The organism is Ignavibacteriota bacterium, assembly GCA_016218045.1.
Lineage (GTDB): Bacteria > Bacteroidota > Ignavibacteria > SZUA-365 > SZUA-365 > JACRFB01.
Window position 1 is genome coordinate 1 of the sequence record JACRFB010000022.1, and the last position, 26,335, is coordinate 26,335.

21 protein-coding genes are annotated in these 26,335 nt (G+C 57.8%); 19 read left to right on the forward strand and 2 right to left on the reverse strand.

Annotation, left to right across the window (positions count from 1 at the left end; translation table 11 throughout):
* The 18 genes from HY962_06715 to HY962_06800 form a co-directional block, all read left to right on the forward strand.
* Positions 1-151: type I glutamate--ammonia ligase (locus tag HY962_06715; GenBank protein ID MBI5646607.1), on the forward strand; the 151-nt coding region annotated here is incomplete at its 5' end.
* 544 nt (positions 152-695) lie between these two features.
* On the forward strand, positions 696-953 hold the full coding sequence (locus HY962_06720) for a helix-turn-helix transcriptional regulator (GenBank protein ID MBI5646608.1): 258 nt from the start codon (positions 696-698) through the stop codon (positions 951-953).
* The gene (locus HY962_06725) at positions 940-1,269 is read left to right on the forward strand and encodes a HipA N-terminal domain-containing protein (protein ID MBI5646609.1); all 330 of its coding nucleotides are present in this window, start codon (positions 940-942) and stop codon (positions 1,267-1,269) included. The genes HY962_06720 and HY962_06725 overlap by 14 nt, the downstream gene beginning before the upstream one ends.
* Positions 1,266-2,228: a HipA domain-containing protein gene (locus tag HY962_06730; GenBank protein MBI5646610.1), complete on the forward strand. Its 963-nt coding sequence runs from the start codon at positions 1,266-1,268 to the stop codon at positions 2,226-2,228. The genes HY962_06725 and HY962_06730 overlap by 4 nt, the downstream gene beginning before the upstream one ends.
* Before the next feature lie 271 nt (positions 2,229-2,499).
* Entirely contained in the window at positions 2,500-4,533 is a 2,034-nt protein-coding gene (locus HY962_06735) for a hypothetical protein (protein ID MBI5646611.1), read from the forward strand.
* A gap of 2,093 nt (positions 4,534-6,626) precedes the next feature.
* The gene (locus HY962_06740; GenBank protein MBI5646612.1) at positions 6,627-7,181 is read left to right on the forward strand and encodes a hypothetical protein; all 555 of its coding nucleotides are present in this window, start codon (positions 6,627-6,629) and stop codon (positions 7,179-7,181) included.
* 189 nt (positions 7,182-7,370) lie between these two features.
* Positions 7,371-8,066, forward strand: a complete 696-nt coding sequence (locus HY962_06745) for a hypothetical protein (GenBank protein MBI5646613.1) — start codon at positions 7,371-7,373, stop codon at positions 8,064-8,066.
* Between the two features lie 272 nt (positions 8,067-8,338).
* Positions 8,339-10,033 carry a 7-cyano-7-deazaguanine synthase gene (locus tag HY962_06750; protein ID MBI5646614.1) on the forward strand — a complete coding sequence of 565 codons (1,695 nt, stop codon included), beginning with the start codon at positions 8,339-8,341 and terminating at the stop codon, positions 10,031-10,033.
* A 123-nt stretch (positions 10,034-10,156) separates the two neighbouring features.
* Positions 10,157-10,429, forward strand: a complete 273-nt coding sequence (locus tag HY962_06755; protein ID MBI5646615.1) for a helix-turn-helix domain-containing protein — start codon at positions 10,157-10,159, stop codon at positions 10,427-10,429.
* A 613-nt stretch (positions 10,430-11,042) separates the two neighbouring features.
* A complete protein-coding gene (locus HY962_06760) occupies positions 11,043-11,231 on the forward strand; it encodes a type II toxin-antitoxin system HicB family antitoxin (GenBank protein ID MBI5646616.1) in 189 nt (62 codons plus the stop codon).
* A 143-nt stretch (positions 11,232-11,374) separates the two neighbouring features.
* Entirely contained in the window at positions 11,375-11,899 is a 525-nt protein-coding gene (locus HY962_06765) for a hypothetical protein (protein ID MBI5646617.1), read from the forward strand.
* Positions 11,900-12,105: 206 nt separating this feature from the next.
* Positions 12,106-15,189, forward strand: coding sequence for a VWA domain-containing protein (locus tag HY962_06770; protein MBI5646618.1), 3,084 nt, complete (start codon positions 12,106-12,108; stop codon positions 15,187-15,189).
* A 225-nt stretch (positions 15,190-15,414) separates the two neighbouring features.
* Positions 15,415-15,858, forward strand: coding sequence for a DUF1801 domain-containing protein (locus tag HY962_06775; GenBank protein MBI5646619.1), 444 nt, complete (start codon positions 15,415-15,417; stop codon positions 15,856-15,858).
* Positions 15,859-16,231: 373 nt separating this feature from the next.
* Positions 16,232-18,004: an aspartate--tRNA ligase gene (aspS, locus tag HY962_06780; protein MBI5646620.1), complete on the forward strand. Its 1,773-nt coding sequence runs from the start codon at positions 16,232-16,234 to the stop codon at positions 18,002-18,004.
* Complete coding sequence (locus HY962_06785) at positions 18,001-19,263, forward strand: imidazolonepropionase (protein MBI5646621.1); 1,263 nt, start codon at positions 18,001-18,003, stop codon at positions 19,261-19,263. Before aspS ends, HY962_06785 begins: the two co-directional genes overlap by 4 nt.
* Complete coding sequence (locus HY962_06790; protein MBI5646622.1) at positions 19,256-20,215, forward strand: ABC transporter ATP-binding protein; 960 nt, start codon at positions 19,256-19,258, stop codon at positions 20,213-20,215. Before HY962_06785 ends, HY962_06790 begins: the two co-directional genes overlap by 8 nt.
* A complete protein-coding gene (locus HY962_06795; protein ID MBI5646623.1) occupies positions 20,212-22,122 on the forward strand; it encodes a DUF2723 domain-containing protein in 1,911 nt (636 codons plus the stop codon). The genes HY962_06790 and HY962_06795 overlap by 4 nt, the downstream gene beginning before the upstream one ends.
* A gap of 12 nt (positions 22,123-22,134) precedes the next feature.
* A complete protein-coding gene (locus HY962_06800; protein MBI5646624.1) occupies positions 22,135-24,090 on the forward strand; it encodes a DUF2723 domain-containing protein in 1,956 nt (651 codons plus the stop codon).
* Between the two features lie 173 nt (positions 24,091-24,263).
* On the opposite strand, the gene HY962_06805 is transcribed toward HY962_06800, so the two are convergent.
* Together HY962_06805 and HY962_06810 are read right to left on the reverse strand one after the other, a co-directional pair.
* On the reverse strand, positions 24,264-24,635 hold the full coding sequence (locus tag HY962_06805; protein MBI5646625.1) for an STAS domain-containing protein: 372 nt from the start codon (positions 24,633-24,635) through the stop codon (positions 24,264-24,266).
* Positions 24,636-24,891: 256 nt separating this feature from the next.
* Complete coding sequence (locus HY962_06810) at positions 24,892-25,137, reverse strand: hypothetical protein (GenBank protein ID MBI5646626.1); 246 nt, start codon at positions 25,135-25,137, stop codon at positions 24,892-24,894.
* A gap of 177 nt (positions 25,138-25,314) precedes the next feature.
* On the opposite strand from HY962_06810, the gene HY962_06815 reads away from it, so the two are divergent.
* The gene (locus HY962_06815) at positions 25,315-26,334 is read left to right on the forward strand and encodes a hypothetical protein (GenBank protein ID MBI5646627.1); all 1,020 of its coding nucleotides are present in this window, start codon (positions 25,315-25,317) and stop codon (positions 26,332-26,334) included.
* Position 26,335: the final 1 nt, after the last annotated feature.

The following is a 26,335-nucleotide window of genomic DNA, read 5'->3' on the forward strand; positions in this document are numbered from 1 at the left end:
CGCGCTGGAACTCGACAACGAATTCCTACAGCGCGGCGGTGTGTTCCCCGAGTCCCTCATCCGCCAGTGGCTCAAAGTGAAGCGCGAGGAAGTACACGCCATCGCCACCATGCCGCACCCGTTCGAATACGAGATGTATTTTACGCGGTAGGTCGGCGGCCGCGCGATCAGTGCGGTTGATACAAATTGTCCATCTCCAGGACCGCCTGCGGCCACTGGACTTCCGTCTGGTCGTCTGCACGCGCGTACCGGACACCTTCGAGCACGCGCGCGCGGAGCGCATGAAGGTCTCCGGCAACCCTTCGCAATACCACGACCTGCAGATACTCGCGACAGCGGGACAGCGGGAGAGCGGGACAGCGGGAGAGCGGGACAGCGGGAGAGCGGCCGAAGGCCGCAAGAAAAAAACCTCCTTTCCTCCGTTCCTCCTGTGTGATTTTTCCTCGCACGACTCCCCATCATCGGACCGAGGGATAGCAGGAGGCGGCCGAAGGCCGCAAGAAAAAAACCTCCTTTCCTCCGTTCCTCCTGTGTGATCTTTCTTTGCGTGTTCACCCACAATCATCCCCATCTGTAATTGGATTTATACCTGAACGGGTATATGTTTATATGTCATCCTCGTCGTTATACCATATCGGGTATAATGACAGCACGACGCTTTGCAATACACCCGATCAGGTACAATGGATGGTGACATGATAAAGCTGGAACGCTTCATCAAACAGAAACGGAAAAGTATGGGCATGACACAGCCTGAACTTGCCGAACGTGCAGGAGTTGGCTTACGGTTTATCCGCGAGCTAGAACAAGGAAAGACCACGCTTCGCATGGACAAAGTGAACCAGGTACTGCGCCTGTTCGGTCATGAACTTGCGGCGTCGCCGATGGATCGCGACAGCCATGCCGCGATGGTGAATGCCCGGTCAAAGGACGACGACGATGCGCGCCGCTGACGTATACATGTACAATACCTATGCGGGCCGCCTCGTCGAGGACGAAACGGGATACACGTTTCGCTATGACACTGCGTATCTCGCGTCGGCATCATCACAAGCAGTCAGTCTCACGTTGCCTCTGCAGAAGGAGGCGTTTCGGAACACCGTCCTCTTTCCGTTTTTTGATGGACTTATCCCTGAGGGATGGCTCCTCGACATCGCGCGAGAGAATTGGAAACTTGATCCGCGCGACAGAATGGGTCTACTCCTCGCCTGCTGCCGCGATTGCATCGGCGCCGCAAGCATCCGCGGGACTGCCGGAGAACTGCAATGACACAACCGCAGCGGTGCCTGTTCTGCTATCGAGCGCTGGATGACGGTTCGCGTGATTTTCATGCCGCATGCAGCCGGAAGATGTTCGGCACGCCGCAGCCGCCTGAACTCCCGTATTCGGAGGCGGATATGTTCGACCTCGCCGTACAGGTTGTGCGCTCGCAGATTGCGGTCCCCGGCGTGCAGGAGAAATTGTCGCTCGAGTTGGAAAAGCCAGTGAAGAGTGCGGGAGTCCGACGGTTCACGATCGTCGGCATGTGGGGACGGTACATCCTCAAGCCACCCTCGCAGCACTACCCGCATCTCCCGGAAGTGGAGGACTGCACGATGCATCTTGCGGAACTCGCGGGCATCCGCACCGTCCCGCATTCCTTGATACGCCTTCACACGGGCCAGTGTGCGTACATCACCCGGCGAATCGACCGCATGGGAAAGGACATGCTGCACATGGAGGATATGTGCCAGCTCACCGGGCGACTCACCGAACACAAGTACCATGGCTCACACGAACAGATCGCGACGGCGATACTGCAATTCAGCGCTCACCCGCTCCTGGACGTCGGCCTTTTTTATGAGCAGGTAGTGTTCTCGTTTCTCACCGGCAATGCCGACATGCACTTGAAGAACTTTTCCCTCATCAACCGTCCATCCATCGGGTGGACGCTCGCACCGGCCTACGACATGGTAGCCACGAAGCTGGTCATTCCGGAGGATAGGGAAGAACTCGCCCTCACGCTCGACGGTAGGAAAAAAAACCTTACGAAGAAGAATTTCACCAACGCCTTCGACCGCGCGGGTATGGACGAGAAAGTTGTTGCAGCTATGCTCCGCCGTTTCGAAAAAGCGCTACCGAAGTGGGTGGACCGGATCCGCGCAAGCTTCCTCCCCGATCGCGTGAGCGAGCAGTACACGGGATTGATAGTGCAGCGTGCGGAACGTCTCGGCATCACCGTGCCCTGACACCGGCGCCCTGGTCTGGCGAGTGGTAGAGTTATTTGGCATATTCCCGTCACGGACAGAGGAAGGAAGTGCCGATGAAAAATCGAAGTTCACCGGGGAACAGGTCGTCCTTGCACTACACGTGCCCGAGGGCCGGGGTAGGATGGAGGAGGTCCGCTGGAAGTCGGGGATCGCGAAGGCGACGTTTTACGTCTGGGAGAAGAATTGCACTGCGCTGGGAGTGACGTACCTACACGTTGGCGGCTGCAAGAATAATTTGAGGTCATCACCCATGAAGTACATCCACTTTCTTCATTATGCTATTTGTATTCTTGGTGGAATTCTGCCGACCAATGCGCTGCTGTGTCAGTGGAATAGCGATTCGCGGTTAAATACGGCAGTATCAACAGCAAGCCATGCACAGTGGATACAGAGGCAAGGTGGAAATGTGTTTTTTACAAACACGTTGATACCGCGTGAAAGAGGCGATGGATTCTATGTATCCTGGTTGTCGCATGATCCTTCAGGTGTTGTTCCTGGTATTGGGATCTATGCACAAGCGATGAGCCGGAGCGGAAATGCCCTATGGAGCACAAACGGTATTGCAGTATCGGACACCCTGTGGAATTGGCCTGTGGACCTGTCTACCACAACCGACAACAGAAACGGGATGTTTGTCCTGTGGCACGGTTCGCCCATATCGGGGAATCGGGATTCCGCGATGCTGCACTTGCAGCGGATTGACTCGGCAGGCAATCCACGATGGGGACCCTCGGGTATCATCGCGGGCACTGAGCGTGCACAGTCGTTGTATCGTGTGCTATCAGACACGCACGGTGGAGCTTTCGTCTTGTGGACGGCGTTTTACGGGGTGAACCAAAAGCATATTATGATTCAGCATTATGACTCTTCCGGGCGGGCGATATGGATGAACAATGGCGTTGTTGTAGCAGATTCCGCATATTATACGTATCAAGTAGAAATGGCCACGGATGGGAACAATGGTGTATACGTGACGTGGATTACCACTGGTCATCCGTCGAAGCTAATGTTTCAGCGAATACGTGAAACAGGTGCCATATTATTTACTACATCCGGCATTCAGATCGACTCATTAGCATCGCAGCCACGAATGATTCGCGCTGATGATGGAACAAATGACATTCACCTTGTCTGGCAGAAGCGGTCCAGATTGTATGCACAACGAATCGATTCAGCGGGTACTACAAAATGGGGCGCGAATATTCGGATTTCTGATTCCCTCTCAATAGATAAGCATGTTATTACGTCTGATGGCCATGGCGGAATCTACCTTGTCTGGTCAAACTTCCAGGTGACAGAAATTCGTGCGCAACGGATCAGTGGATCAGGTGATACACTGTGGGGTGGGAACGGGGTTATTGCTGCGGTAAATCCCTTTTCATCTATCTATCGGGGGCAGCCGCAGGTAGTATCTGATGGATCTGGTGGTGCACTCGTTCTCTTCATTCGCACCCGATCGGTGAACGACAATAGAGATCTGTGGGTCCAGCGTCTGGATGCGTCCGGTCGGATCACATGGCCTCAACTTGGCCGACCCGTGTGTACCGCTGATTCAAATCAAATGTTTCCGCTGATGATCTCTGACGGCGAGGGCGGCGCATACATCATTTGGGAGGACGAGCGACAGGGGTACTACAACTGCGATCTTTATGCCACACGTATCGATGGCGCGGGATTACACTACCCGGTCGAGTTCATCACTTTCACTGGGGAGCTTGTGCGCGATCAGATTCTGCTTCGCTGGATGGTATCATCTTCGAATGATAATGCTGGATTCGTCGTCCAGCGCCGCGCAGGCGATGGAGAGGACTGGACAGGTGCAACCGGGCGACCCTGGACGGATATCGGATTTGTGCGTGGAAAATCTGATGGGGGATTTGGAGATACGTACAGCTACATCGACGATGTGCGCGAAGTGCCTGCGACGTATTTTCAATATCGACTGGTGCAATTGGATTATGATGGGCTCCGGACATACTCGCCCGTTGTGGAAATATGGCGGCTCGGGGGTAACGAAAGCGCAACGCTGTTTGATCCGTATCCGAATCCAGCCAGCGGATGTATTCGAATTCCGTTCAGGACATCCTCAACACAGCGTGTGCGCATCAGCGTGCAGAATATGCTTGGCCAGAGTATCGAAATCGTCGCAGACAGGGAATACGGACCAGGGATACACGAACAGGTTGTCAATCTGGGTCAAATACCATGCGGGACGTATCGATGCGTTTTGAGTACAGCTCTAGGAAGTCACGCGAAGGTGATCACGGTGGACTCTTCCCACTAACCTGCGAGTGTGCACGCTCCACGTGTCAGCCCTTCGCGTATATCCTGCAACCGCTGATGGTACATGCCTGCGCGGCATATAAGCAACGCCACTGCACACCACAGGGTCGCGTAGTGACTCCATGAGTGCATGACGGGGCGTCTGGGGTTCACGTGGTGACATCTGGAGGCGGAGTCCGCACATCACGCCCTTCAACCCGGACAATCGGTCACGCAACACTTAGGCTCAGAGTTCTGCGGCGGACAAAGCGTCGTTCAACGCGGACAATCGGTACTGTAACTCTGCGAAACATCGTACTGCCCCGGACAAAACGTTGTTCCACCCGGACAATCGGTAATTCAACTCTGCGGAACAGCGTACTGCGGCGGACAAAACGTTGTTCAACGCGGACAATGGGTCACCCAACTCTGCGGAACAGCGTACTGCAGTGGACAAAACGTAGTTCAACGCGGACAATCGGAACTGTAACTCTGCGGAACAGTGTACTGCGGCAGACAAAACGTCGTTCAACGTGGACAATCGGTACTGCAACACTGCGGAACAGCGTACCGCTGCGGACAAAACGTTGTTCAACGCGTACAACCGGTCATGCAACTCTGCGGAACAGCGTTCTGAGGCGGACGAAACGTTGATCGCAGCCGACAAACGGTGCTTCCAACCGGTGAAAAAGTGTTTCGCGACGGACAAAAAGTACTCCGCGAGTTCAGCGCATGTCTTTGCGAGTTCGTTGCCTGTCGTCGCGAGATCGGTGTCACTCATTGCAAGTGCCGTCACCCTCGTTGCAAGTTCGATCACAGTGCTCCGCGAGTTCGTCGCCATAGCTCTGAGTTCGGTCACAGTCACGGTAAACCGGTCACGGCACTTTGCGAGTTCAGTCACTATCGCTGCAAGTTCGGTCACAGCACTCTGCGAGTTCAGTCACCATCATTGCAAGTTCAGTCACCATCGTTGCGAGTTCAGTCACCATCGTTGCAAGTTCGGTCACAGTGTCCTGCGAGTTCGTGTCGACGCTCTCAACATGTGCGCGCACTCTGCGAGTTCAGTCACCATCGTTGCAAGTTCAGTCACCATCGTTGCAAGTGCGGTCACAGTACCCTGCAAGTTCGTCACCATAGTCTGCGAGATCAGTCACAGTAGTTGAAATTCGTGTCACCATACTATGTTTTTGGACGAATCCTCGAAAATCGCCCGGAAACGCAGTTATCCCGATTTTCTACCACCGCTGCGGTGGCTCTGCGGGCGTGTGCAGCAGCCCGTCATGACAGCCGTGCGTTGGGCCGAGCCCGTGTCACCCCGAGCTTGTGTCACCCCGAGTTTGTGTCATCCCGAGTTTGTCGAGGGACGACGCGACTGCGAGATTGTGTGACAACAACGTGGTGTCACCCCGAGCTTGTCGAGGGGCGACGTCGCAACGATCTTCCGAAACTGATGCGTGTCTGCATCGACGCAGCTCATCCCAACGCGCGCGCACTCGAACGTGAGACCGAGAATACACCACGCGCCGCACCCTTCCTTGACTTTGAACTCCATACGTGGTACTATCGCGATGAATCTCCACGGCGGAGCTTCGGGACAGACAATAGAGGAGTGATGCACGCTGTTGTAGTGTGGAACTCGACTACTGGGATGTACAGTACAGGAATGCAAAGGACATACCCCTTTGTGTCTGTGGAGCCGTTTTGGCAGTGGATGGTTCCACTTAAGGCATTTCTATACCACGCCTCTTCTGGAATCAGGGAGTGTCTGCCCAGCCGCCGACGGGGACAATGGTACGATTCAGGCATTACTCGACCACACGGGCGTGAGCACAATAATTATCCTTTGCCTACGATAAGGACCAGTCTTCACGCTCGTGTTGAACAAGAGTGGCCATGGAGTGCGCTGCCACATGGACGATTTACGTGTGTCTGTTTATCCTTCCCCATATTATACGCCGTGGTACGAGACGAGATCGGAGTGGAGGCTATGGGTAATCCGGATGTGTCGCGTTTGGAGTCGCGATTCGCGAAACCAATATGTTGGGCAACATCGTAGAAACCCGAGGCTTATCATGATTCAGCCACTTGTTGGTAAATCCCACCTGGAACTGGCCTATGTACGCACTTTATAACAAGACTGGTGAAAATGGATCAATTCAGTATCGCTTTCAAGAGGGTATATCTCTTTTTGGATGTAACAAAGGATATATTCCGTGGTTGCTTGCAAATCAACTTACAGCCGAATTGTCCGAGCCGCTGTCGTGGCATGTGAACATTGAAAATTCTCTAAAAGCTGTAGGGCAAGACAATCAGACACTTGTCATTGACTTAAAACCAAACAGCAAATTGCCAAATCTCTCACTTTATGAGGTATTGGACGTATGGGGTTACTCAGGCTCAGGGTGGACACCTATTCTGTTTCATCATGGCGGTCTATTCATTGACGAAGACCCCATACGCTTTGACAAGAATAACTTCGTTCGCTGGTCCGCGGAAGTAGACACTCCCATTTTCTCTATGATGTACTTGCGAGGAACTGTGAAGGATGGTCGGCTTAATGGAAAGTGGACTCCGCCAGTTCCGAGTCCGACAAATTCAGTGTTACTGTGGCCCGGGGCTTTCGAGTTTTTCTGCCAACAGGCCAAAAGGATTATCGAAAATGCGGCTTAACAAGCGTCGAGTTGGACTCGCGATGTCGGAGGTTCGCACTGCACTACCTCTGCGCGGCGCGCTTGGGCAGCATTATTTCCCTTCACGATTGATCTTGAGCAATCACCCTTTACAATTCTCCGCGGCATGGGTCACGAACGACTAGGTGCACTTCCTCGCTCGCGTCCTTGGCGGGACGTGGTTGCCCGTATGGGATCTTTCACCTCTGATGGAAGTGTTGAGTCTATAGCCAAGGCCGTAGTGGAGAACGTACAGCTTCGAATCCCAGACCTTCCTAGAGACAGAGGGGTACAAGCATCGTTTGCATTCCTTGTCGCACTTGCAGTCGCGGCTCGCTCGGATGAGCCTTCTGATGTCCACGCGTGGGAGATTTGGCTCCCTAAGGGAGGCACTCCGCTCGAACTTAGTCTAGAACTCCGACGGTGGATTCAAGCGCAGGGAGGCCAAGGGGAGTACTCTGAGTTGGCGACACAGGCGGCTACGGATGCACTCGTAGATTGGTATGAGAGAAATCCATCTTCGCAGCACGATCTCTTTGTCAACACTCCCGAACCCTACCAACCATGGCGCGGGGTGCGAGATGGAAGAGGCTTCAGCGAGTTAGCGCATGCCTATTTCGCAGCATTCACGAGACGTTATCTTGACTATTTCCTGGACCGGGAGGCATCCGCGGTCATCCCGACTATTGGGGAGCGCGAGCGGTTCAATAACGGTGTCGCTTTGCACTCGGCGGAGACAGCGAAGATCACGCAGTCATTCGCGGCAGGCTGGTTTAACGGGCGAACCAAGGAGGGGCTACCCACACTGAAGGAGATTCAAGACTTTCTCGGAGTTGCTTTCAGGAAGATCCGGGAAGAGCTTCTAAGGGAGCGGGACGCAGTATGATGGACGTGGCTCCCCTCCGTATATTCCTTTGCAATGGCGCATCGCTCAGTTCTACAGGCGGCGATGCGCAGGTGCTCGAATATCGCGATGGCCCGAATCGGAATCTCAGCCTCGGGCTTCCAAGCCTTGTGCGGTCTGTATGGCACCTCCCGGATCGTCTATTGGATCTCCTCGAGATCGTGTCATTCGTTCACGCTGGTGACCGACTTGTACACCGGGGGAGGCAAGATGCTGTCGTGTTTCACGCGTGGGCCCGCCGGTTCCTCTATCGCGTGAAGGTACGTGACTTCGACTTTTGGTCGCAGCCTGCAGTAGGAACGGCGCTGGCGGTGGCGTTGACATTCATGACCGGAGACGCCGAGTATCAATTTGAGTTCGAGCCAGGTCATAAGACGCCTGCTGCGGACCTCTTCGACCGAGAGAAGGCTTTACCACCAGCGGACAACGAAGTTCGCGTCGCACTCTTTTCGGGCGGTCTAGATTCGCTCGTTGGTACACTCGATCTACTTAGCTTTGCTGAAGGGCACGGCGTGTATCTTGTGAGCCACGCGTCAAATCCAGGAGCCAAGAAGACGCAGCGTGGGCTCATTAAACGGCTGCAAAATGAATTCCCTTCGCGGGTTTACCAATACCTCTTCGAGTCTCGCCTACGCGGTATCAAGGCACGAGACGAGACGCAACGGTCCCGTTCGCTCCTTTTTTGCTCTATCGCGTTCGCGGTCTCCTATGTTGCGGGATCAGGGCATATCCACCTCTTCGAGAACGGTATTACGGGGATCAACTTCCCTAGACGCCAGTATCTTATCAACGCCAGGGCGAGCAGGACCACGCACCCTAAGACTATTTCCCTCTTGGAAGATCTATTCTCCCTTGTTGCAGAGAGGGACATTAATATTCTGAATCCTCTACTGCGTCTCACAAAAACCGATGTGGTCAGACGTCTCAGAGATCACAGGCTGGCCGAGCTATACCCGAGTACAGTCTCGTGCGGCGTGACACGAGGGGCGCAGGGTGCGCGTAAACATTGCGGCATTTGTAACCAATGTGTGGACCGCCGGTTTGCGGCTTACGCGGCAGGAATAGGTGACTACGACGGAGGCACCGATTACGTCTACGATTTCGTAACAGAGGGGCTTGAGGAGAACAGACAGATAAAATCGCTGGTGGACTTTTTATGGCAGGCAGATCAGTTTCGAGAAGCGTCGCCGGCCGAGTTCTTCCGCGCGCACGTGAACGATATCGTGGATCTCGTTGGGCACTTGCCGGGAACGACAGATCCGCACGGATCCGACACAACAATTGCTTTACACGAGTTGTGCAAACGACACGGGGAGCAGGTTCGTCAGGGGTACCTAGCGATGGAGGACGAACGGCGAACCCGCGGATTGCATGCTCCGACCCTTTCTCCAAGCACCATCGTCAGTCCAGGCGGGCGCTACGATTGTTCGTTTGACCCGGACGAGATGGTCGAGCGCCTCAGCCGTATCCCAATGGGGACGAAGTGCGCAAAAGCGTACGAAGAATATATGGAGGAAACGCTCCAGCTTATCTTTGAGCCTGACTTGACTACGTTGAAGCGGCAGGTTCGGAATTTCGACGGAACCGAGATAATCGACGTGACGATGGGCATCCGTGCCGAGAGTGGTTTCTGGCGTCACGTCGCAACCAAATATGGCAACACTCTCATTCCCGTGGAGCTAAAGAATAAGGCGAAGCTCAAGAACGAAGACGTATCTCAGGCTGGTGGAAGGTGCTCAGTGCACAGAGGGCAATTCGTGCTTGTTTTCACCCGAAACATGGAGGAGCGCGACTATCAGCGGCTGCGGAAACCAATGAGCGACGGGAAGATGATTGCAGTCTTGTGCGATTCGCATTTGAAGAAAATGCTCCTAGCTAAAGCAGCCGGTCACAGCCCGGGAGACATTGTGAATGATCGGGTACGAGAACTTGCCGAGCTTTTCCCGTAGTCAACAGGGTCAATACTCAGGTTTTCGTCTGGGCACACGGATTACCGGTATGCCTCGTAACACTCCCTGAGTTCAAGAATCTTGTGCAACGGGGCAACGAAGAAATTCCGTATCCTAGAGCCTATGACGTACACACGATTGACAAAAACTGAACGCGAACATATTGGGGCTGGTCTGGCTGAGGGCAAAGACCCAATGGAAATCGCCAACGAGCTGGGACGTCATCCGAGTAGTATCAGCCGGGAGATACGGCGTAATTGCGTGAAACAGGAGCGATATTCGGTATTACGAGCGCTAGAGCGGAGTGAGTCATTGGCTGGTTCCAAGCATTCGGGTGGCAAACTCGAAAAGAAACCCCTTCTTCGGGATATCGTGGGAGAGGGTTCCTACCATTGAGCTGCCATTCGGAGATCAACAGTCATGCTATGATCTATATCAATTCCACCGTTCTGTTGCGCGTAATTCTTGAGACAACCTTTCATTAAAACAACGGAAATTGATCAAACCGACCACCCTCATTTAGTTGGCGAAATGAAGCAACATGGGACATCTTAGCGTAAGGTGTACAGCTAATTCCTTGGATCCTACTTGTTGCGACCCTTCTCCTCGCGTATATGGCCCTCCAAATCATATTCAAAACGATTCCCGCGGAACTTCTTGTGCCGTATGCACACCGCGAGCTGAGTCGTTTGCGAGATTGTGTAGCCAAGTGCTCTACAAAGGAGCAGTTCCTTGAGTATTCAGATGCGGAGCACAATGCAAGGACGCTAGAGCACCTGAGGGAATTGATCGCGAGAGCAAAGACAATTCTCGGCAAAGTCGATTTCAAACTTGCGGACGAAATTCTCGGCGGATTATCAGAGGACTTTCCTGAACTCGACTCACCGCGTTATCATGGGAAGAGCTAACAAATAGCTACACCGGACTTGGCTAAACGGCGGGCCACGCCGGTGAATATGGCGTTAGGCGCCATAGAGAAATGTTCGTATCGTTACATTCAGGAAGTACTATGAAGTACACGATAGAGACTGAGCAGGAAAATAATGGGAGGTGGATCGCCGAGATCGTCGAAATACCCGGAGTCATGAAGTATGGTGAAACCCGGGAAGAAGCGATCAGCCAAGCAGAGGCCCTCGCATTGAGAGTGATGGCGGATCAAATCGAGAATGGTGAATGTGCGGCAACACCATGGAGATGAGATCGGTCCACGAATGTTGGCTCGTATTGCCAAACATACGGGCCTTATGCCCGAAGATTTGTGATGCCTAACACGTGCGTAGATCTAACTCGCTCCGCTCGCGGGTTACACGTTAACCGTTGGCCGTCATCAAACAACCCCTCATGAAACGACAATACCTCGGCGATTCTTACGACGCTGTAAAACGTCTCTGGCAGGAGGCGTTCGCGGAATGGGCGCCGCTGTATGCAGAACCACGGTTTATGCCGGAAGACATACGGGATGCATTCACTGTCATCACGCGCATTCCGATGCTGGACCAGAATCACCCTCCACGCTACTCGATATTCAACGACCCCGACACAGGAATTCGTTCACCGGATCGGGCGAACCAGCGCGAAGGTGTAACACACGTCGGCCTCGCGACAATCGTGAAACAACTTGATGATCGCGCGGTCCGTTGTGTGATCACCTTCGACCAAAGCCATCACCGTGAGCCGGGTTTTTCGCCGGCAGATCAGCGCAAGACAAAAATGCTCTGCCTGCGCGGCAAGGGGTTACACTGCTTCTACTACGTGTCACATGCCCCGTTCTTGTTTGTCTTTTCCACGTTGGTTTCCCTGAAGGAGGCACGAGCAAGGCTGCGGGGTGTGGGTATTCCAGACCATCGGATAGAAATGCCACAGTGATGGCCAGCGGGGGAGTGTCACGCTGAATCCCCGCTTCCGTCCTCGCTTCACTGACGGCCGAGACGGCCGTCCATAGATGGGCAATGGGCTTCGCGCTGTGCAGCTTGGATGGCCGGGACGGCGTGCGTGGAGGTCTAGGATGTAACGGATGCAAGAGCGAAGTTGTCTTTAGGAGACCACAATACCAGCACTTCCAGGGGGGCGCCATGCGCTCGACATCATCGATTCTGTGGATCGTTCTCGTTGCCGTGTTGCTCGGACCGTTTTCGGCTGCGCAGCCGGTGCTGAACTTCAAACGGGTGGTGAACAACTGGCCTACGATCGAGCTGTATTATGCGGTGTCGTGCAATGGCAATCCTGTGTACTTGCAGGACACTTCGAAATTTCGTGTGTACGAGAACGGGGCGCTGGTCAACTCCATCGTCCAGACTTGCCCGGATCTGAATGTGCCGTCACGTATCTCGGTGTCGCTTGTCTTCGATGCAAGTGGATCAATGATGGGTTCCGGGAATCTCGGAGCAATAGACGCGGGCCACGCGTTTATCGACTCTCTGGATGGCGTCACAGACCAGGCGGCCATCCTATGGTTTAACAGTGTGGTGACAACCGCCCTCCCGATGACGATCAGTACGACAGCGTTACACACGGCGATGGAAAGCCTCCCGGCAAGCGGCGCAACTGCGGTGTGGGATGGAATCTATGCCGGTGTACAGCATGTGATAACCTACGGGACGAACCCTGTCAAAGTCGTTATCGCAATGACTGACGGTGGGGACAACTCCAGTTCCCGGGGTCCCAGTGAGGCAATTTCCCTCGCAAACAGGAATGGCGTACGGATCTTTACCATTGGGCTGGGGAGCGGTATTCAAACCGCAATACTTCAAAACATTGCAGACTTGACGGGCGGACGGTATTACGAAACTCCGAGCGGCACACAACTCGCGGCGATCTACAAGGAGATCTTCACGATATTGCGGCAGAACCTGCAGGAGTGCAAAATCACCTATCAGGCACAGTGTATGGATGGTGCCATGCGCAAGGTGGATCTACAGGTGGTGGATATCTGCGGCGGGACGGATACCAAAACAAAATCGTACAAGGCACCAAAGGATACATCCACCTTCACCCCGCTGAATATCGCCCTCGACAGTGTCGCCACCTTCGGCACCCGCAATGTGGTTGTGCCTTTGCGAGTCGAGACTGCCATTCCATCACCCACCGTGTTATACCCGGCCACCTGGACGATCACATTCGATACCTGTGCGGAATTCTTCGACATCAAAACACCCCCGGGTTGTCTGTTGGAGGGAATCCCGATTACAATAACCCCCGCGCCCGGTGGTGTGACGTTGCAGACGATGGATTCAAAGATTCTGTCCGGGATACCAGCGTCGGCAAAACTGGCGGAAATCACATTCAAGGCCGCAGATCCGCCCACGATGGATTCTCTCCATTGTCAGCTCCAACTTACACGGTGGACGTTTGAGGCCGGGTGTTACAGACCGGTGCTCAGACATGGTTCCATGACCATCGCGCCACGCGAACCCCGGCCCGTCTGTGCTACGGAGCCACTGCCCGCCTTCCAGTGGGACACAAAAACGGAGCAGTACCTGCCGAAGCCGATCACCCTTGTGGGCGCGATTGAAAACGTGGGTGACAGGGATGTTTTGAATACACGTTTCACGTTCGAATTCGACAGCAGGGACATGGCGCTCGAAAATCCGACGACCGTGACACAGGATGCGACGCCCCGGGATATTCCTCCATCCAGTGTGTCGCGCGCACAATGGGATGTTGTGCCGCGTCCGCGCTTGACGTCGGACTCCGTTACCATCTGTTTCACCGCGTCATTCAGCAACTATGGAAACGTGCGCTGCTGCCGCAAACTCTGGATTCCAAAATCCATTCCCCTCGTGCGGCATGCCGCTCCCGCGGTGTTCTGTGCGGGCGACAGCCTGTTGCTTCAGGCGGTGCGCGGCTATACGAACTACCGCTGGTCGACCGGGGAACAGGCGCTTTCGATTATGGTGAAAACACCCGGATACTATTGGTATCAGGCGACGGATGCGTACGGCAGTGTTGAGCAATCCGACACCGTGCGCGTCTTCGTGCGTCCGCCCGTGCAGCCGGAAGTGCAACCCTCGGGTCCGGTGATACTGTGCAACGGTGCGACGGTACGCCTCACAACATCGACCCCGTACACAAAGTACGATTGGTCCACTGGCGAGAAGACGCGTTCCATCACGGTTTCGAAAGGCGGGACGTACTCGGTGCATGTGGAGGATGGCAACGGATGTACGGGAAGTTCCGCCTTCGTCGAAGTCATACCGCAGACCGGATCCGGACCGGTGGTGACGCTGTCAGGACCCGATACGGTCTGTGCGTTGTCGGCGTACACATACACAATCAACCGTTTCACCGGAACACATCGGGTGTGGAATGTGACCGGCGGCCAGATCAAACGCGGGCAGGGGACCGACTCGGTGGATGTACGATGGGAGCCCAACACGACGGGCAGACTTCTCGTCTCCGTCACCGACACAAACACCGGCTGCGCGGTTCACGACACACTGCACGTGGCCATCCTCCAGGGGCCGTCGCCGCGCATACAGGCGTCCGGTGCACCCGCATTTTGTCAGGGCGATTCCGTTGTGCTGGATGCCGGAGCCGGATACACGAGCTACCTGTGGTCCGACGCTTCCACGTCGCGTTACTGCACGGTGCGGCAGCAGGGCAACCACTACGTGACTGTGAACGACGGCCGCTGCAGCGGGACCTCCGACACCATGACGATTACCGTCTTTCCCAATCCGCCGATACCGGTCATCACACGAAGCGGCGACCGGCTGTCGACCACAGTTGGACCATATCAGTACGAGTGGGCGCGAAATACACAAACACTCCCCGCTGCCAGCACACACGAGTACACGGCAATACAGACGGGACAGTACACCGTCACTGTGCGCGATTCAAACGGGTGTTCCTCCACTTCCGCTCCCTACGATGTGACAGTGTTGGGAATCGACGCCGCGCCGACAGTCGCGGACATGGACGTATATCCCGATCCGAGCAGAGGCGAATTCACGATACTGCTGGATGTCGATGGTGCGGAACCTGTACACATCGTGGTGACTGACGTGTTGGGACGTGTGCTGATGACAACAACCGCCGAGGTGGCGCCGGGCCGCAACACGATTCCGGTCCGCCTGCACAATGCCTCACCCGGATTATATTTCCTCGGACTTTCGACCCGCGTCAGCACCATACAGCGACGGATCACGGTGCAGTAAGTGTTTTCCGCGCGCGGCTGCTGTCCGCGCCGCGGTGTATAGTGAGCCGCTCCATGTACCCCTGGAGCGGCTCACATGTTATATTCCCCCACACGCAGTACGGCCATAGAGCGTGCAGCAGCCGACCCTTCCGTATTCCATGATCCGGGGCAACACACAGTACTACACACACCATCACCACGCTGCAGGCGTTACCGCCCGCGTGGACGAACGAAAGGACACGATATGACCATAGAGCAACACATAGGAGAACACATCGAGGAATACATCTCGATACAGCCCGAACAGAAGCGCGGCGACATGCAGCGCCTGCACGACACGATTCTCGCCCTTCTGCCCGAAGGCAGATTGTGGTATGACGACGGCACGGATGCACAGGGGAAAGTCGTATGTAATCCAAGCATCGGCTACGGACTTCAGTCGCTGGTGTACGCCAACGGCAAAACGAAGGACTTCTATCAAATCGGCCTCAGCGCCATCTCCACGGGAATCTCCGTCTACATCCTCGGACTCAGGGATAAAAAACACCTCGTCAACACCTACGCCAACGCCATCGGCAAAGCGCGTGTGACAGGATACTGTATCACCTTCAAGAAACTCGCGGATATCAACATCGATGTACTCGTCTCCGCGATGCGGTATGGAATAGCGGAGACGCGGAGCAGCTAGGCGGGAGAGCGGGAGAGCGGGAGAGCGGGACAGCGGGAGAGCGGCCGAAGGCCGCAAGAAAAAAACCTCCTTTCCTCCGTTCCTCCTGTGTGATTTTTTTCGCGCTACACCTCACCATCGGACAGCGGGAGAGCGGGAGCGGAACAACGAAATAGTGTCTCGCTGAGCGGAGTCGAAGCGCGACGGGACAGCGGGAGAGCGGGACAGCGGGACAGCGGGAGAGCGGCCGAAGGCCGCAAGAAAAAACCTCCGTTCCTCCTGTGTGATTTATTTTCGCGCCACACCTCACCATCGGACCGCGGGAAGGGGGCGGTGCTTCTCCGTCTGCGGCCGTTTCGGTATATTTTCCTTTTTTCATTCAACGGAACACATAATGATTTTCGACAGACGGACTCATACCTGCGGGCAATTGCGCGGCGGAGACGCCGGGAAGACGGTGACAGTAAACGGATGGGTGAACGTGCGCCGCGATTTGGGCGGCATGATCTTTATCGACCTGCGCGACCGTTACGGCATCACGCAGATTGTGTTCACACCCCAGGAAAACGCCGACGTACACGCGCGCGCCCACGAATTGCGGTCGGAGTACGTGCTGTCGGTGACAGGCCGCGTGCAGCCGCGTCCGGCGGGCACGGTGAACGCCGCCATGCCGACAGGGGAAGTGGAAATAGTGGCCGAACGTTTCCAGGTGCTGAACACCTCGGAGGTGACACCCTTCGAGATTCTCGACGACGTGGACGCCAACGAGGATCTGCGCCTGAAATACCGATATCTCGATCTTCGACGTCCGATATTGCAGAAAAATCTCCTGTTGCGCAGCCGCGTGACACAGACCGTGCACCGCTACTTCGACGAGCAGCAGTTTGTCGAGATCGAAACCCCCGTCCTTATGAAAAGCACACCCGAGGGCGCTCGCGACTATCTCGTGCCCAGCCGCGTGCACGAGGGACGTTTCTATGCGCTGCCTCAATCACCGCAGACCTACAAACAGCTCCTGATGGTTGCGGGCTTCGATCGCTACGTGCAGATCGTGAAGTGTTTCCGTGACGAGGATTTACGCGCCGACCGGCAGCCCGAATTCACACAGATCGATCTCGAGATGTCGTTCGTGCAACGCGACGACATTTTCCTCGTGATCGAAGGGCTCATTGCGCGCATACTGAACGAGGCCGCGGGTGTTACGCTCGCGCTGCCGCTGCCGCGCATCGATTATTACGAAGCCCTGACGAAGTACGGATCGGACAAGCCCGATCTGCGCTTCGGCATGGAACTGCACACGCTCAACGACATCGTGGCCGGATCGGAATTTGCCGTGTTCTCGGCGGCCATCGCCGCGGGCGGTGTGGTGACGGGCATCAACGTGAAGGGCAAGTCCGACTTCAGCCGCAAGAAACGCGACGAACTGACCGAACGCGCAAAGGCGCTCGGGCTCGGCGGACTCGCCTGGCTCAAGGCCGCAGAAGGCGCGCTGCAGGGTCCGATCACAAAATTCCTCACACCCGACGTACTCGACTCCATCCGCGCGGAACTCGGCGCCGAGGACGGTGATCTGCTGCTCTTCGCCGCCGATGCACGCCGACGCACGGCGTTGACGGCGCTGGGTACACTGCGCCTCGAACTTGGGCGCGAACTCGGTCTGGTGGATCCGGCAACCCATGCGCTTGCATGGATCGTGGATTTCCCGCTGTTCCAATACGACGACGAGGCGCAGCGCTGGGTGGCCGAACATCATCCCTTCACCGGACCACATCCGTCGGACGAACATCTGCTCGACACCGATCCCGCCGCGGTGCGGGCCGACTGTTACGACCTCGTGTGGAACGGCAACGAGGTGGGCAGCGGCAGCATCCGCATCCACAACAGCGAACTGCAGTCGAAGGTGTTCCGCACGCTGGGGCTGCCGGAAGAGGAGATACAGGAGAAATTCGGCTTCCTGATCAACGCCTTCAAATACGGCGCGCCGCCGCACGGCGGCATCGCCCTGGGCCTCGACCGCATCATCACCATCCTGCTCGGCATCCCGTCGATACGTGATGTGATCGCCTTCCCGAAAACAAACAGCGCGTTGTCGCTCATGGACAATTCGCCGTCGCACGTCTCGGAACAGCAACTGCGCGAATTACACATTCAGATCCGTCCCTCATGAGTTTCGACCTGCTGCTCTACAACGCCAGCCAGCTCGTGACCGTGGCCGCGGGCGGCGCGCGAGTCAAGACAGGCGGGGCCATGCGCGACATCGGTGTGATCGAGGACGGGGCGGTGGGCATCAACGACGGCGTGATCACCTTCGTGGGCCACACCGACGACATCGAGATCGAACGCGCGGCGCAGGCCGTCAACGCGATGGGCCGCGTGGTGCTGCCCGGCTTTGTGGACGCGCACACACACCTCGTGTTTGCGGGCGCGCGCGAAAGGGAATTCGCGCGGCGCGTGGCGGGCGAGACCTACGCGCAAATCGCAGCGTCGGGCGGCGGCATCAATACCACCGTGCGCGCCACACGCGAGGCGCGGCATATCGACCTCATCGAATCGGCCCTGCACCGCCTCGACAGTTGCCTCTCCTTCGGCACCACCACCGTCGAGATCAAATCCGGCTACGGCCTCGACGTCGAGAGCGAGATCAAGATCCTCGAAGTGGTCAACGAACTCAAGGACCTGCACGTGGTCGACATCGTGCCGACCTTTCTCGGCGCGCACACCATTCCGTTCGACTACAAGGAGCGGCGCGACGAGTACGTTGCGCTGGTGATCCACAACATGCTGCCCGCCGTGGCTGAACGCGGTCTCGCGGCATCCTGCGACGTGTTTGTGGAGCGTGGCGCCTTCACGATCGACGAAGCGCGCGCCATCCTCGACGCCGCACGCGCGCTCGGACTGCGCGTGCGTGTCCACGCGGATCAGATCTCCGCGGGAGGCGGCGCCGAACTCGCGGCTTCGTACAGCGCGCTCTCGGCAGATCATCTCGACCACATATCGGACGAAGGACTCGCGCGGCTGCGCGAAGCCGGCACCGTTGCGACGCTGCTGCCCGGCGTGTCGCTGTTCCTCGGCGAACCCATGCCCGACGCGCGGAAATTTATCGATGCCGGACTGCCCGTCGCGGTTGCAACCGACATGAATCCGGGAAGCTGCATGAGCGAGAACCTGCAGCTCATGGCGAGTCTTGCATGTATGCAAATGCGCATGAGCATGGAGGAGGCGGTGACCGCCGTCACGTTGAACGCGGCCGCCGCGCTCGGACTCTCGTCCGAAATAGGCAGCATCGAAACAGGCAAACGCGCCGATCTGCTGGTATTCGATGTGCCGCGGTGGGAGTCCATTCTCTACCACTACGGCGTGAACCATCTGGCCACGGTTGTCAAGAACGGAATTGTTGTGATGGACAAGAGGTACGCACATGCCTGACACATCCGGAGCAGTTGCAGCGCCAGAGATCAGCGTGCTGAAGACCAACGGCCTGACCAAACGATTCGGCACACGCGTGGCGGTGAACGGATTGGACCTCGACGTGCACCGCGGCGATATATACGGCTTCCTCGGGCCCAACGGCGCGGGCAAGAGCACCACGATACGCATGGTGCTCTCGCTGATACGTCCCAGCGCAGGGACTGTGCGTCTGTTCGGCAAGGATGTGGCCGAAGACCGGTCGGTGCTCGCGCACGTGGGCGGACTCGTCGAGAAGCCGGACTTCTATCTGTACCTCACCGGCCGGAAAAATCTCGAGATCGTCTCGGCCCTCTACGGGCATGTGGATACACGCCGCATCGATGAAGTGCTCGAGATCGTCGGACTCGCAGACCGCGGCGGCGACCGCGTGAAGGCCTACTCGCACGGCATGAAACAGCGGCTCGGCATCGCGCAGGCCCTGCTGCCGAATCCCGATCTGCTCATACTCGACGAGCCCACGAACGGACTCGATCCGCAGGGAATGAAAGAAGTACGCGAACTGATTCTGCGCCTGAACCGCGAGCAGGGTATGACCATTTTCCTGTCGTCGCATCTGCTCAACGAGATCGAACAGGTTGCGACGCGCATGTGCATCCTGCATCAAGGCGACCTGGTCGTACAGGGCGCGGTGGCGGAGCTGTTGAGCCGCGAGAGCATATCGGTGCGCATCAGCGCCGAGCCCGCGGAGCGCGCCCTCGACGTGCTCGCCGCGATGCCGGCCGTCTCCGGCGCGGAAATCCGCGGCGACGAAATCGTCTGCACGATTCCGAACGACGCGCTTGCCGACGCGAACGCGGCCCTGCACGAGGCAGGCATACGCGTGGCGTCATTTGCGCCGCGCCGTTCGCTTGAAGATTACTTCCTGTCGATCACCGAAAACATGTCGACACAACCCGACCGGAAAAAATGACCGCCACGCGCCTGTCCCCTCGCATGCTGGGGCTTGTACTCGGCCTCGCCTTTTTTCTTCTCTATCTCGCGACACTCGCGCCGGGAGTCGTCTACGGCGACTCGGGCGAATACGCCGCCGCGGCGTGGACGTGGGGCATCCCGCATCCGCCCGGCGCGCCGCTCTACACACTTCTCGCGTTTCTCTGGGCGCATGTGCTGCCGTTCGGCACCGTGATACTGCGGCTGAATACACTCGCCGCTTTGTTTGGCGCCGCGGGAGTCGTGTTCCTTTTCCACGCCGTGCGGCACATGCTTCCCGACATTATAAAAGCATCGTCACTCTGGGATTGGAAAAAAGAGGGAGAGGCCGACGAATATCAGATCAGCGGATCCGATACTCCGATACTGCTCGCGGCGCTGTTCGGGGCTGCGGCAACCGGACTTACTCCCGCGTGGTGGAGCACCGCACTGGCCGCGGGTGCCGACAGTTTTCAACTCCTGCTATTCCCGGCGTTGCTCTGGGCCTTTGTTACGAGTCAGACCGGTGATGTCTCCGCCGTGCCACAGCGCGGACGCCGCGCCGCCTATTTCGCCTTCCTGCTCGGTGTTGCCTTGACACACGGACTCGGCGCGCTTGCCCTGCTCCCCGTGTTCACGATCTGGTACATCGTCGAGAAGCAGCGGCGCAAGGAGTCACTGCGCGGTTTGCTGCGTTGCCTGCCCGCCTTTGCGCTCGGTCTCGCTCCGGTGTTGCTGCTGCCGTTGCGTGCCTCCGCTGATCCGGCCTGGAACTGGGGAGACCCGTCGTCGTGGGGGCGTTTCGTCGACGTGGTGACAAGCCGGCCGCTCAGGGCGTACTACTTTCTGGGTTGGGACGTGTTCCACGAGCAAAGCACGAACGCCATCGAGATGCCTCCCCCCCTGTGGAGCGCGTTGTTCGTAGCGGCAGCCTTCTCCCGCGTCCGCGCATTGCCATGGTTACTCGGCATGGGAATCTGTGTCGCACTGCTCGCGATGAACAACGCGGTGTTTACACTTACGCCGCAGCTTGTGCCGGTGTTCGCCATAGGTGGTGTGTTTGCGGCTGCGGTATTGTTTTCCATCCTGCGCATCCGCCGCGTTTGGCTGCGTGTATCGCTTGCCGTGCCGGCTGTCGCCGTACTCGCGTTCCACGGCGGCTGGAGCTGGCTGCGCAACGACACGCATGACGATCGCGCGGTGGAGTCGTACACGCGCGACATCCTGGCGTCGGTGGACCGCGGCGCAGTGCTGCTCACCGACGAGTGGGGGCAGTGCTCCTCACCCGCGCTGTATCTGCAGCAGGTGGAGGGATTGCGGCAGGACGTGACACTGATCGACACACGCCTGCTCAAGCGTGGCTGGTATGTGGAGCAGTTGCAGGAGCGGTATCCGTCCCTGTTCACCGGCAGCGAGGCCGCCGCCGACGCGCTGCGCGCCGAGTATACGAAGTACGAGACGGACGGCTCACACGATCCTGCGCGGCTCGAGGAGTTGCGTTCCGCCCTCGCCCGGCATCTCGCCGCGGGCAACGCGGTCCGGCGGCCGGTATATGCCACGCATGCACTCGCGGGCAAACTCGGCGCACCGCTCGACGCGGTTCCCGAAGGACTCGTCGTGCGGCTGTTTGCGCCCGGCCGCGCCATTGCATCCACGCGGCTGCCCATCGACACCGATCCGCGCGTCTTCACCTTCACACGACCGTCGCGGCCCAACGACTTCCATTCGTCAATCGAGGACCGCTATTTCCGCGCGTATGCCGCACGCGGCACATGGCATTGGCGCCAGGGCGACACCGCGCGCGCCAACATCCTCTTCTCGCGCGCGACACAATACGCACAATTCCATCCGAGCGACCGGTGGAAACAATGGGCGATGTTTGGTCCGCTGCTCTCCACCCGCTTCTGACAGACAGTATCCATGACCATAACCCGATCCCATCCGCGCCCGGCCTCGTTCGCGACGGCCCTTGTGCTCTTTCTCCTGTATCTCGTCTCCCTCGCGCCATCGGTGTCGTTTATCGACGCGGGCGAATTGTCGGCAGTCGCGTACACCTTCGGTGTTGCGCATCCGACGGGATATCCGCTGTTCACACTCATTGCGGGATTGTGGTCGCACATTCCCGCCGGTGAGGTGATACTGCGGCTCAACACACTCGCCGCACTGCTGGCCGCGATCGGCGCGGGAATTTTTGTGCACGTGATCTGGCATCTGCTCGGCGCGGCGGTGAAGCGCAAGCCGGCAGCGAAGTCCACCGTGAAGGGGAAGAGCGCGCAGCAGAGCGCCCCGCTTTTGGGCGACGACCTCCGACTACTCCTATCCGTCTTTGGCGCGTTGATCATCGGCCTGTCGGAAACGTATTGGAAGACGGCGCTCGCGATCGAGGTGTACTCGCTGCATCTGCCGCTGCTTGCCCTCGCGCTGCTGACGTTTGTAACCGCGCATTTCGACGAGACCCTCGACGAGCGCAGCCGCGAGCGCCGCTTCCTCGCGGCCGCATTTACGCTTGGCCTCTCGTTCACAAATCACATGACCACCATCCTGCTGCTGCCCGCGTTTCTCGTGATACATTTCCGCAGCGAGGGATTCGGTGCGCGCACGTGGAAACGCCTCGCGCGCCTGCTGCCCATGTTTGCGGCCGGACTGCTCCCGTATCTCTACCTCCCGATACGCGCGGCGGCACAACCCGCGCTGAACTGGGGCAATCCCGCGGATCTTGACCGCCTGCTCTGGCACGTGTCGGGCAAGCAGTACCGCGTGTGGATTTTCACCAGCATGGAGGCGGCGCGCCGTCAGTTCTCGCTGTTCATCGACACACTTCCCGCGGAGTTCGCCTACGCCGGTCTCGCACTTGCGGTCGTCGGATGTATCGCGGCCTTCCGCGCGAACAGGCGTGTGGGGCTCTTCCTCGCCCTGCTCTTCGCGGGGTGCGTGGGCTACGCGATCAACTACGACATCCACGACATCGAATCGTATTTCCTCCTGGCCTACATCGTCACCGGCATCTGGGCGGCATATGGTCTGCACGCCGCTTTGCGGTGGTTCAAGGCCGGCAACACACGCACCGCGTTGCTCGCGGCAGTGCTGCTGGTGGGACTCGCGGCTGGCGCGCAGTATTCACGCGTATCCGAACGCGGGAATTACCTGGTCGAGGACTACACGAAGAATATGCTGGCGTCGTTCGAGCCGCGCGCGCTGGTGCTGTCGTATCAATGGGACTACTGGGTGTCGGCTTCGTATTACTATCAGTTCGTCGAAGGTCAACGACCCGATGTGATCGTCATCGACAAGGAACTGCTGCGCCGGTCCTGGTACCTCGCGCAGTTGCGCCGCAATCATCCGGAATTCGCCGCGCGCTCGCAGAAGGAGATCGACGCCTTCCTCGAGGATCTCACCTTGTTCGAGCACGAGCTGCCCTACGATCCCGGGCGGATCGAAGATCGATTCAACGCGATGATCAACAGCTTTGTCACACGGAACATCAACGACAGACCCGTGTACATGACCGTCGAGATGGAACAGCATTTTGCGCCGGGCTTCACACGTGTGCCCGAGGGCCTGGCCTTCCGTCTCTATCCCGCCGGTGTACCTGTGCAATCAGCGCCGCGCTTCTCGCTCACCGACGTGCAGGCGCGTCCGTTCGAAAGGACGGAGCGGCTCTCGACATCACTGTGGGAGATGTATCCGCTGATGCTGACGAACCGCGGCATCTGGCTGTATCAGCAGGCGCGCTACCGCGAAGCGGCGGGGTTCTTTGATACCGCCCTGCGCTTCGAGCCGGGATACAGGGCCGCCTACGAGTGGCGCGCGCGCAACAGCCAGGCCATGACTCTTGGCGACGCGGGTTCCTCCGTAACCGACGCCTCGACGAACTGACAGCGGCAACCGCGGGGTCACACGACCGTGTGTGTTTACACCTCCGCGCGCGCGTAATCGCCAATCGTTCACGGAAGCAAAAAAAGACACATCGGTGTGAAATAGCTCCGCCCATCGTGTCAAAAAAAACGCGCCCTGTTGGGGGCGCGTGAAAAGCGGAGATACAACCGCGATCAGATCGGCATCTGAATGCCGCTGATGGGATCGATGTGGTAGCTCGAGACGGCGCGTTCGGTGGACTCGTAGGTCTTGAACACCTTGACAAGCTGCGTGACGAGGAAGAGACTCTGGATCTTGTCGGTGATGTTCGCGATGCGGAGGTCTCCACCCTGGCGATTCAGCGTCGTCATCGCCGAGATCATGGCGCCGAGGCCCGCGCTGTTTACCCATGCGGCGGACGACAAGTCGAGAACCACTTTCAAAAATCCTTCCGCGGCGAGCGTCTTGATGCGGTCGCGAAAGGCCTCCGTTTCAGAGTCACCGAGCATGTTGCCGCGCAGCGTCAGCACGACAACGTCTCCCTCCACCAATTCCTTGAGGCTCATTTCTGTGTATCCTTGTCTGATTGAGAGTTCTGTGTGATGGAATGCGATTGGTAGGCGCGGTGAAAATCACAACTGCCCTGATGCGTGCACGAACCGCAGGCGACCTCGACGCGCGGGACGAGGGAGAAGCAGCGCGGACACCGGTCCGTCAAGGGATTGACCACGAGGTAGGCGCATTGCGGGCACTGCCTCTGTTCCGAGCGCAGTTGCTCTTCGAGCGCGCGAGTGGGTTCGTGAGCGCCTGCCGACAAAAACGTTACAGCCCTTCCGCGCGCAAGGCCTCCGCGATGCGCTTCTCCGCTTCCGCATCCGGGACCAGCAACCGGGCCTGTGCGACGTGGATCGCCTCGGCGATCGACTCGTACTGTTTGGTCAGGTAGAGGTACACGTGATAGCCGAGACGGTTGGTATCGTTCATTTCGACCGCCGGAACGAGTGCCGCGGCCGCATATGCTTTCGCCTCGATGCTCTCGGGCGGAAAGGTCTTCACGGGAGGTGCCATACGTAGTGGTGTGGGTTGATCAGGAACTGTGATATCAATACAACCCAATATCAGGGATTCCGCCATCATCTCAAAGCAGGGAAATCGGACCGTCGGACGCCGTAATAGGGGAGCGGAGTGTCCGGAAAAGACGTATATTCGCCCGATCCGCTTCCGGCCACTAATCACGAGGATACAATGGAGCAGCCCATTCAGCCCTGGACGTTCGGAGAAATGTTCGAGCGTGTGTTCCGCCTGCTCGGGAGAACGTTCACGCGCAACTCCCTGATAGGGTTCCTGGTGCTGCTGCCCGGCGCGCTACTGCTCGTGTTTACACTCTCGAGTTTTGCCGGGGCACTGTCGGATTTGATCAGAGATCTCGATCCTTCCGCGACGCCGTCCGACGACGAAGTCCTTTCGATGTTCTGGTCCATGCTGACGCCCCTGTTCGGCACACTCATCCTGCTCTTCGTGGCTGTGATCCTGTATTCGATCGGCTCGCTGCTTGCGTCGCTCGCCATGGCGCGCGTCTCGGCCTCGACACTCGAGGGCATACATGTCGAGTGGTCGGAAGCGCTCGGCGCCGTGGCCGGCGTGGTGCTGCTGCGCGGCCTCGGTCAGTCGCTCCTTCTGGCCTGCCTGATCGTGGGGATACTGATCGGGCCATACATTTTGCTGTTCCTCGGCATCGACACCCTGGTGCTTGTGGGCGTCTTCGGCATTGTGGGCGCCATACCCGTGATTATCTGGCTCAGCATACGCTGGCAGTTCGCGCAGATCGTCATCGCGGTGGAGGAGGACACGGTCCTGCGCTCGTTTCAGCGCAGCGCGTATCTGGTGCGCGAGTGGTGGTGGCGCACATTCGGCATCACCATCGGTTTTGCGATCGTTGCGGGCATCGCCGTGCAGATCATCATGATGCCGCTCGGGCTTGTCGGCATGTTCGCCTTCTCCGCGAGTTTTGCGGACGTCTTCGTTTCATCAAACATGAGCGACACACCGTCGCCCGAGGCCATCGTCTCGGTGATCCGCACGATCGGCATCGCGTACATCGCCTTCATCACGCTCGCCTCGATCGTGTCACAGATGTTCGCCTCGAACTATCTGGTGGTGATGTATTACGATCTGCGCGCCCGCAAGGGCGAATTCGCCTCGCCGCTGCGCGAGGGTCCGCCGCAGCAGGGCCTTGCCGACGACACTATTATGTCGCTCGACTGAG

Excerpts from the sequence above, each read along its gene's own strand:
- HY962_06720 (MBI5646608.1), top strand. The coding sequence starts at position 696 with ATGATAAAGCTGGAACGCTTCATCAAACAGAAACGGAAAAGTATGGGC.
- HY962_06725 (MBI5646609.1), top strand. The coding sequence starts at position 940 with ATGCGCGCCGCTGACGTATACATGTACAATACCTATGCGGGCCGCCTC.
- HY962_06730 (MBI5646610.1), top strand. The coding sequence starts at position 1,266 with ATGACACAACCGCAGCGGTGCCTGTTCTGCTATCGAGCGCTGGATGAC.
- HY962_06735 (MBI5646611.1), top strand. The coding sequence starts at position 2,500 with ATGAAGTACATCCACTTTCTTCATTATGCTATTTGTATTCTTGGTGGA.
- HY962_06740 (MBI5646612.1), top strand. The coding sequence starts at position 6,627 with ATGTACGCACTTTATAACAAGACTGGTGAAAATGGATCAATTCAGTAT.
- HY962_06745 (MBI5646613.1), top strand. The coding sequence starts at position 7,371 with ATGGGATCTTTCACCTCTGATGGAAGTGTTGAGTCTATAGCCAAGGCC.
- HY962_06755 (MBI5646615.1), top strand. The coding sequence starts at position 10,157 with ATGACGTACACACGATTGACAAAAACTGAACGCGAACATATTGGGGCT.
- HY962_06760 (MBI5646616.1), top strand. The coding sequence starts at position 11,043 with ATGAAGTACACGATAGAGACTGAGCAGGAAAATAATGGGAGGTGGATC.
- HY962_06765 (MBI5646617.1), top strand. The coding sequence starts at position 11,375 with ATGAAACGACAATACCTCGGCGATTCTTACGACGCTGTAAAACGTCTC.
- HY962_06770 (MBI5646618.1), top strand. The coding sequence starts at position 12,106 with ATGCGCTCGACATCATCGATTCTGTGGATCGTTCTCGTTGCCGTGTTG.
- HY962_06775 (MBI5646619.1), top strand. The coding sequence starts at position 15,415 with ATGACCATAGAGCAACACATAGGAGAACACATCGAGGAATACATCTCG.
- aspS (MBI5646620.1), top strand. The coding sequence starts at position 16,232 with ATGATTTTCGACAGACGGACTCATACCTGCGGGCAATTGCGCGGCGGA.
- HY962_06785 (MBI5646621.1), top strand. The coding sequence starts at position 18,001 with ATGAGTTTCGACCTGCTGCTCTACAACGCCAGCCAGCTCGTGACCGTG.
- HY962_06790 (MBI5646622.1), top strand. The coding sequence starts at position 19,256 with ATGCCTGACACATCCGGAGCAGTTGCAGCGCCAGAGATCAGCGTGCTG.
- HY962_06795 (MBI5646623.1), top strand. The coding sequence starts at position 20,212 with ATGACCGCCACGCGCCTGTCCCCTCGCATGCTGGGGCTTGTACTCGGC.
- HY962_06800 (MBI5646624.1), top strand. The coding sequence starts at position 22,135 with ATGACCATAACCCGATCCCATCCGCGCCCGGCCTCGTTCGCGACGGCC.
- HY962_06805 (MBI5646625.1), bottom strand. The coding sequence starts at position 24,635 with ATGAGCCTCAAGGAATTGGTGGAGGGAGACGTTGTCGTGCTGACGCTG.
- HY962_06810 (MBI5646626.1), bottom strand. The coding sequence starts at position 25,137 with ATGGCACCTCCCGTGAAGACCTTTCCGCCCGAGAGCATCGAGGCGAAA.
- HY962_06815 (MBI5646627.1), top strand. The coding sequence starts at position 25,315 with ATGGAGCAGCCCATTCAGCCCTGGACGTTCGGAGAAATGTTCGAGCGT.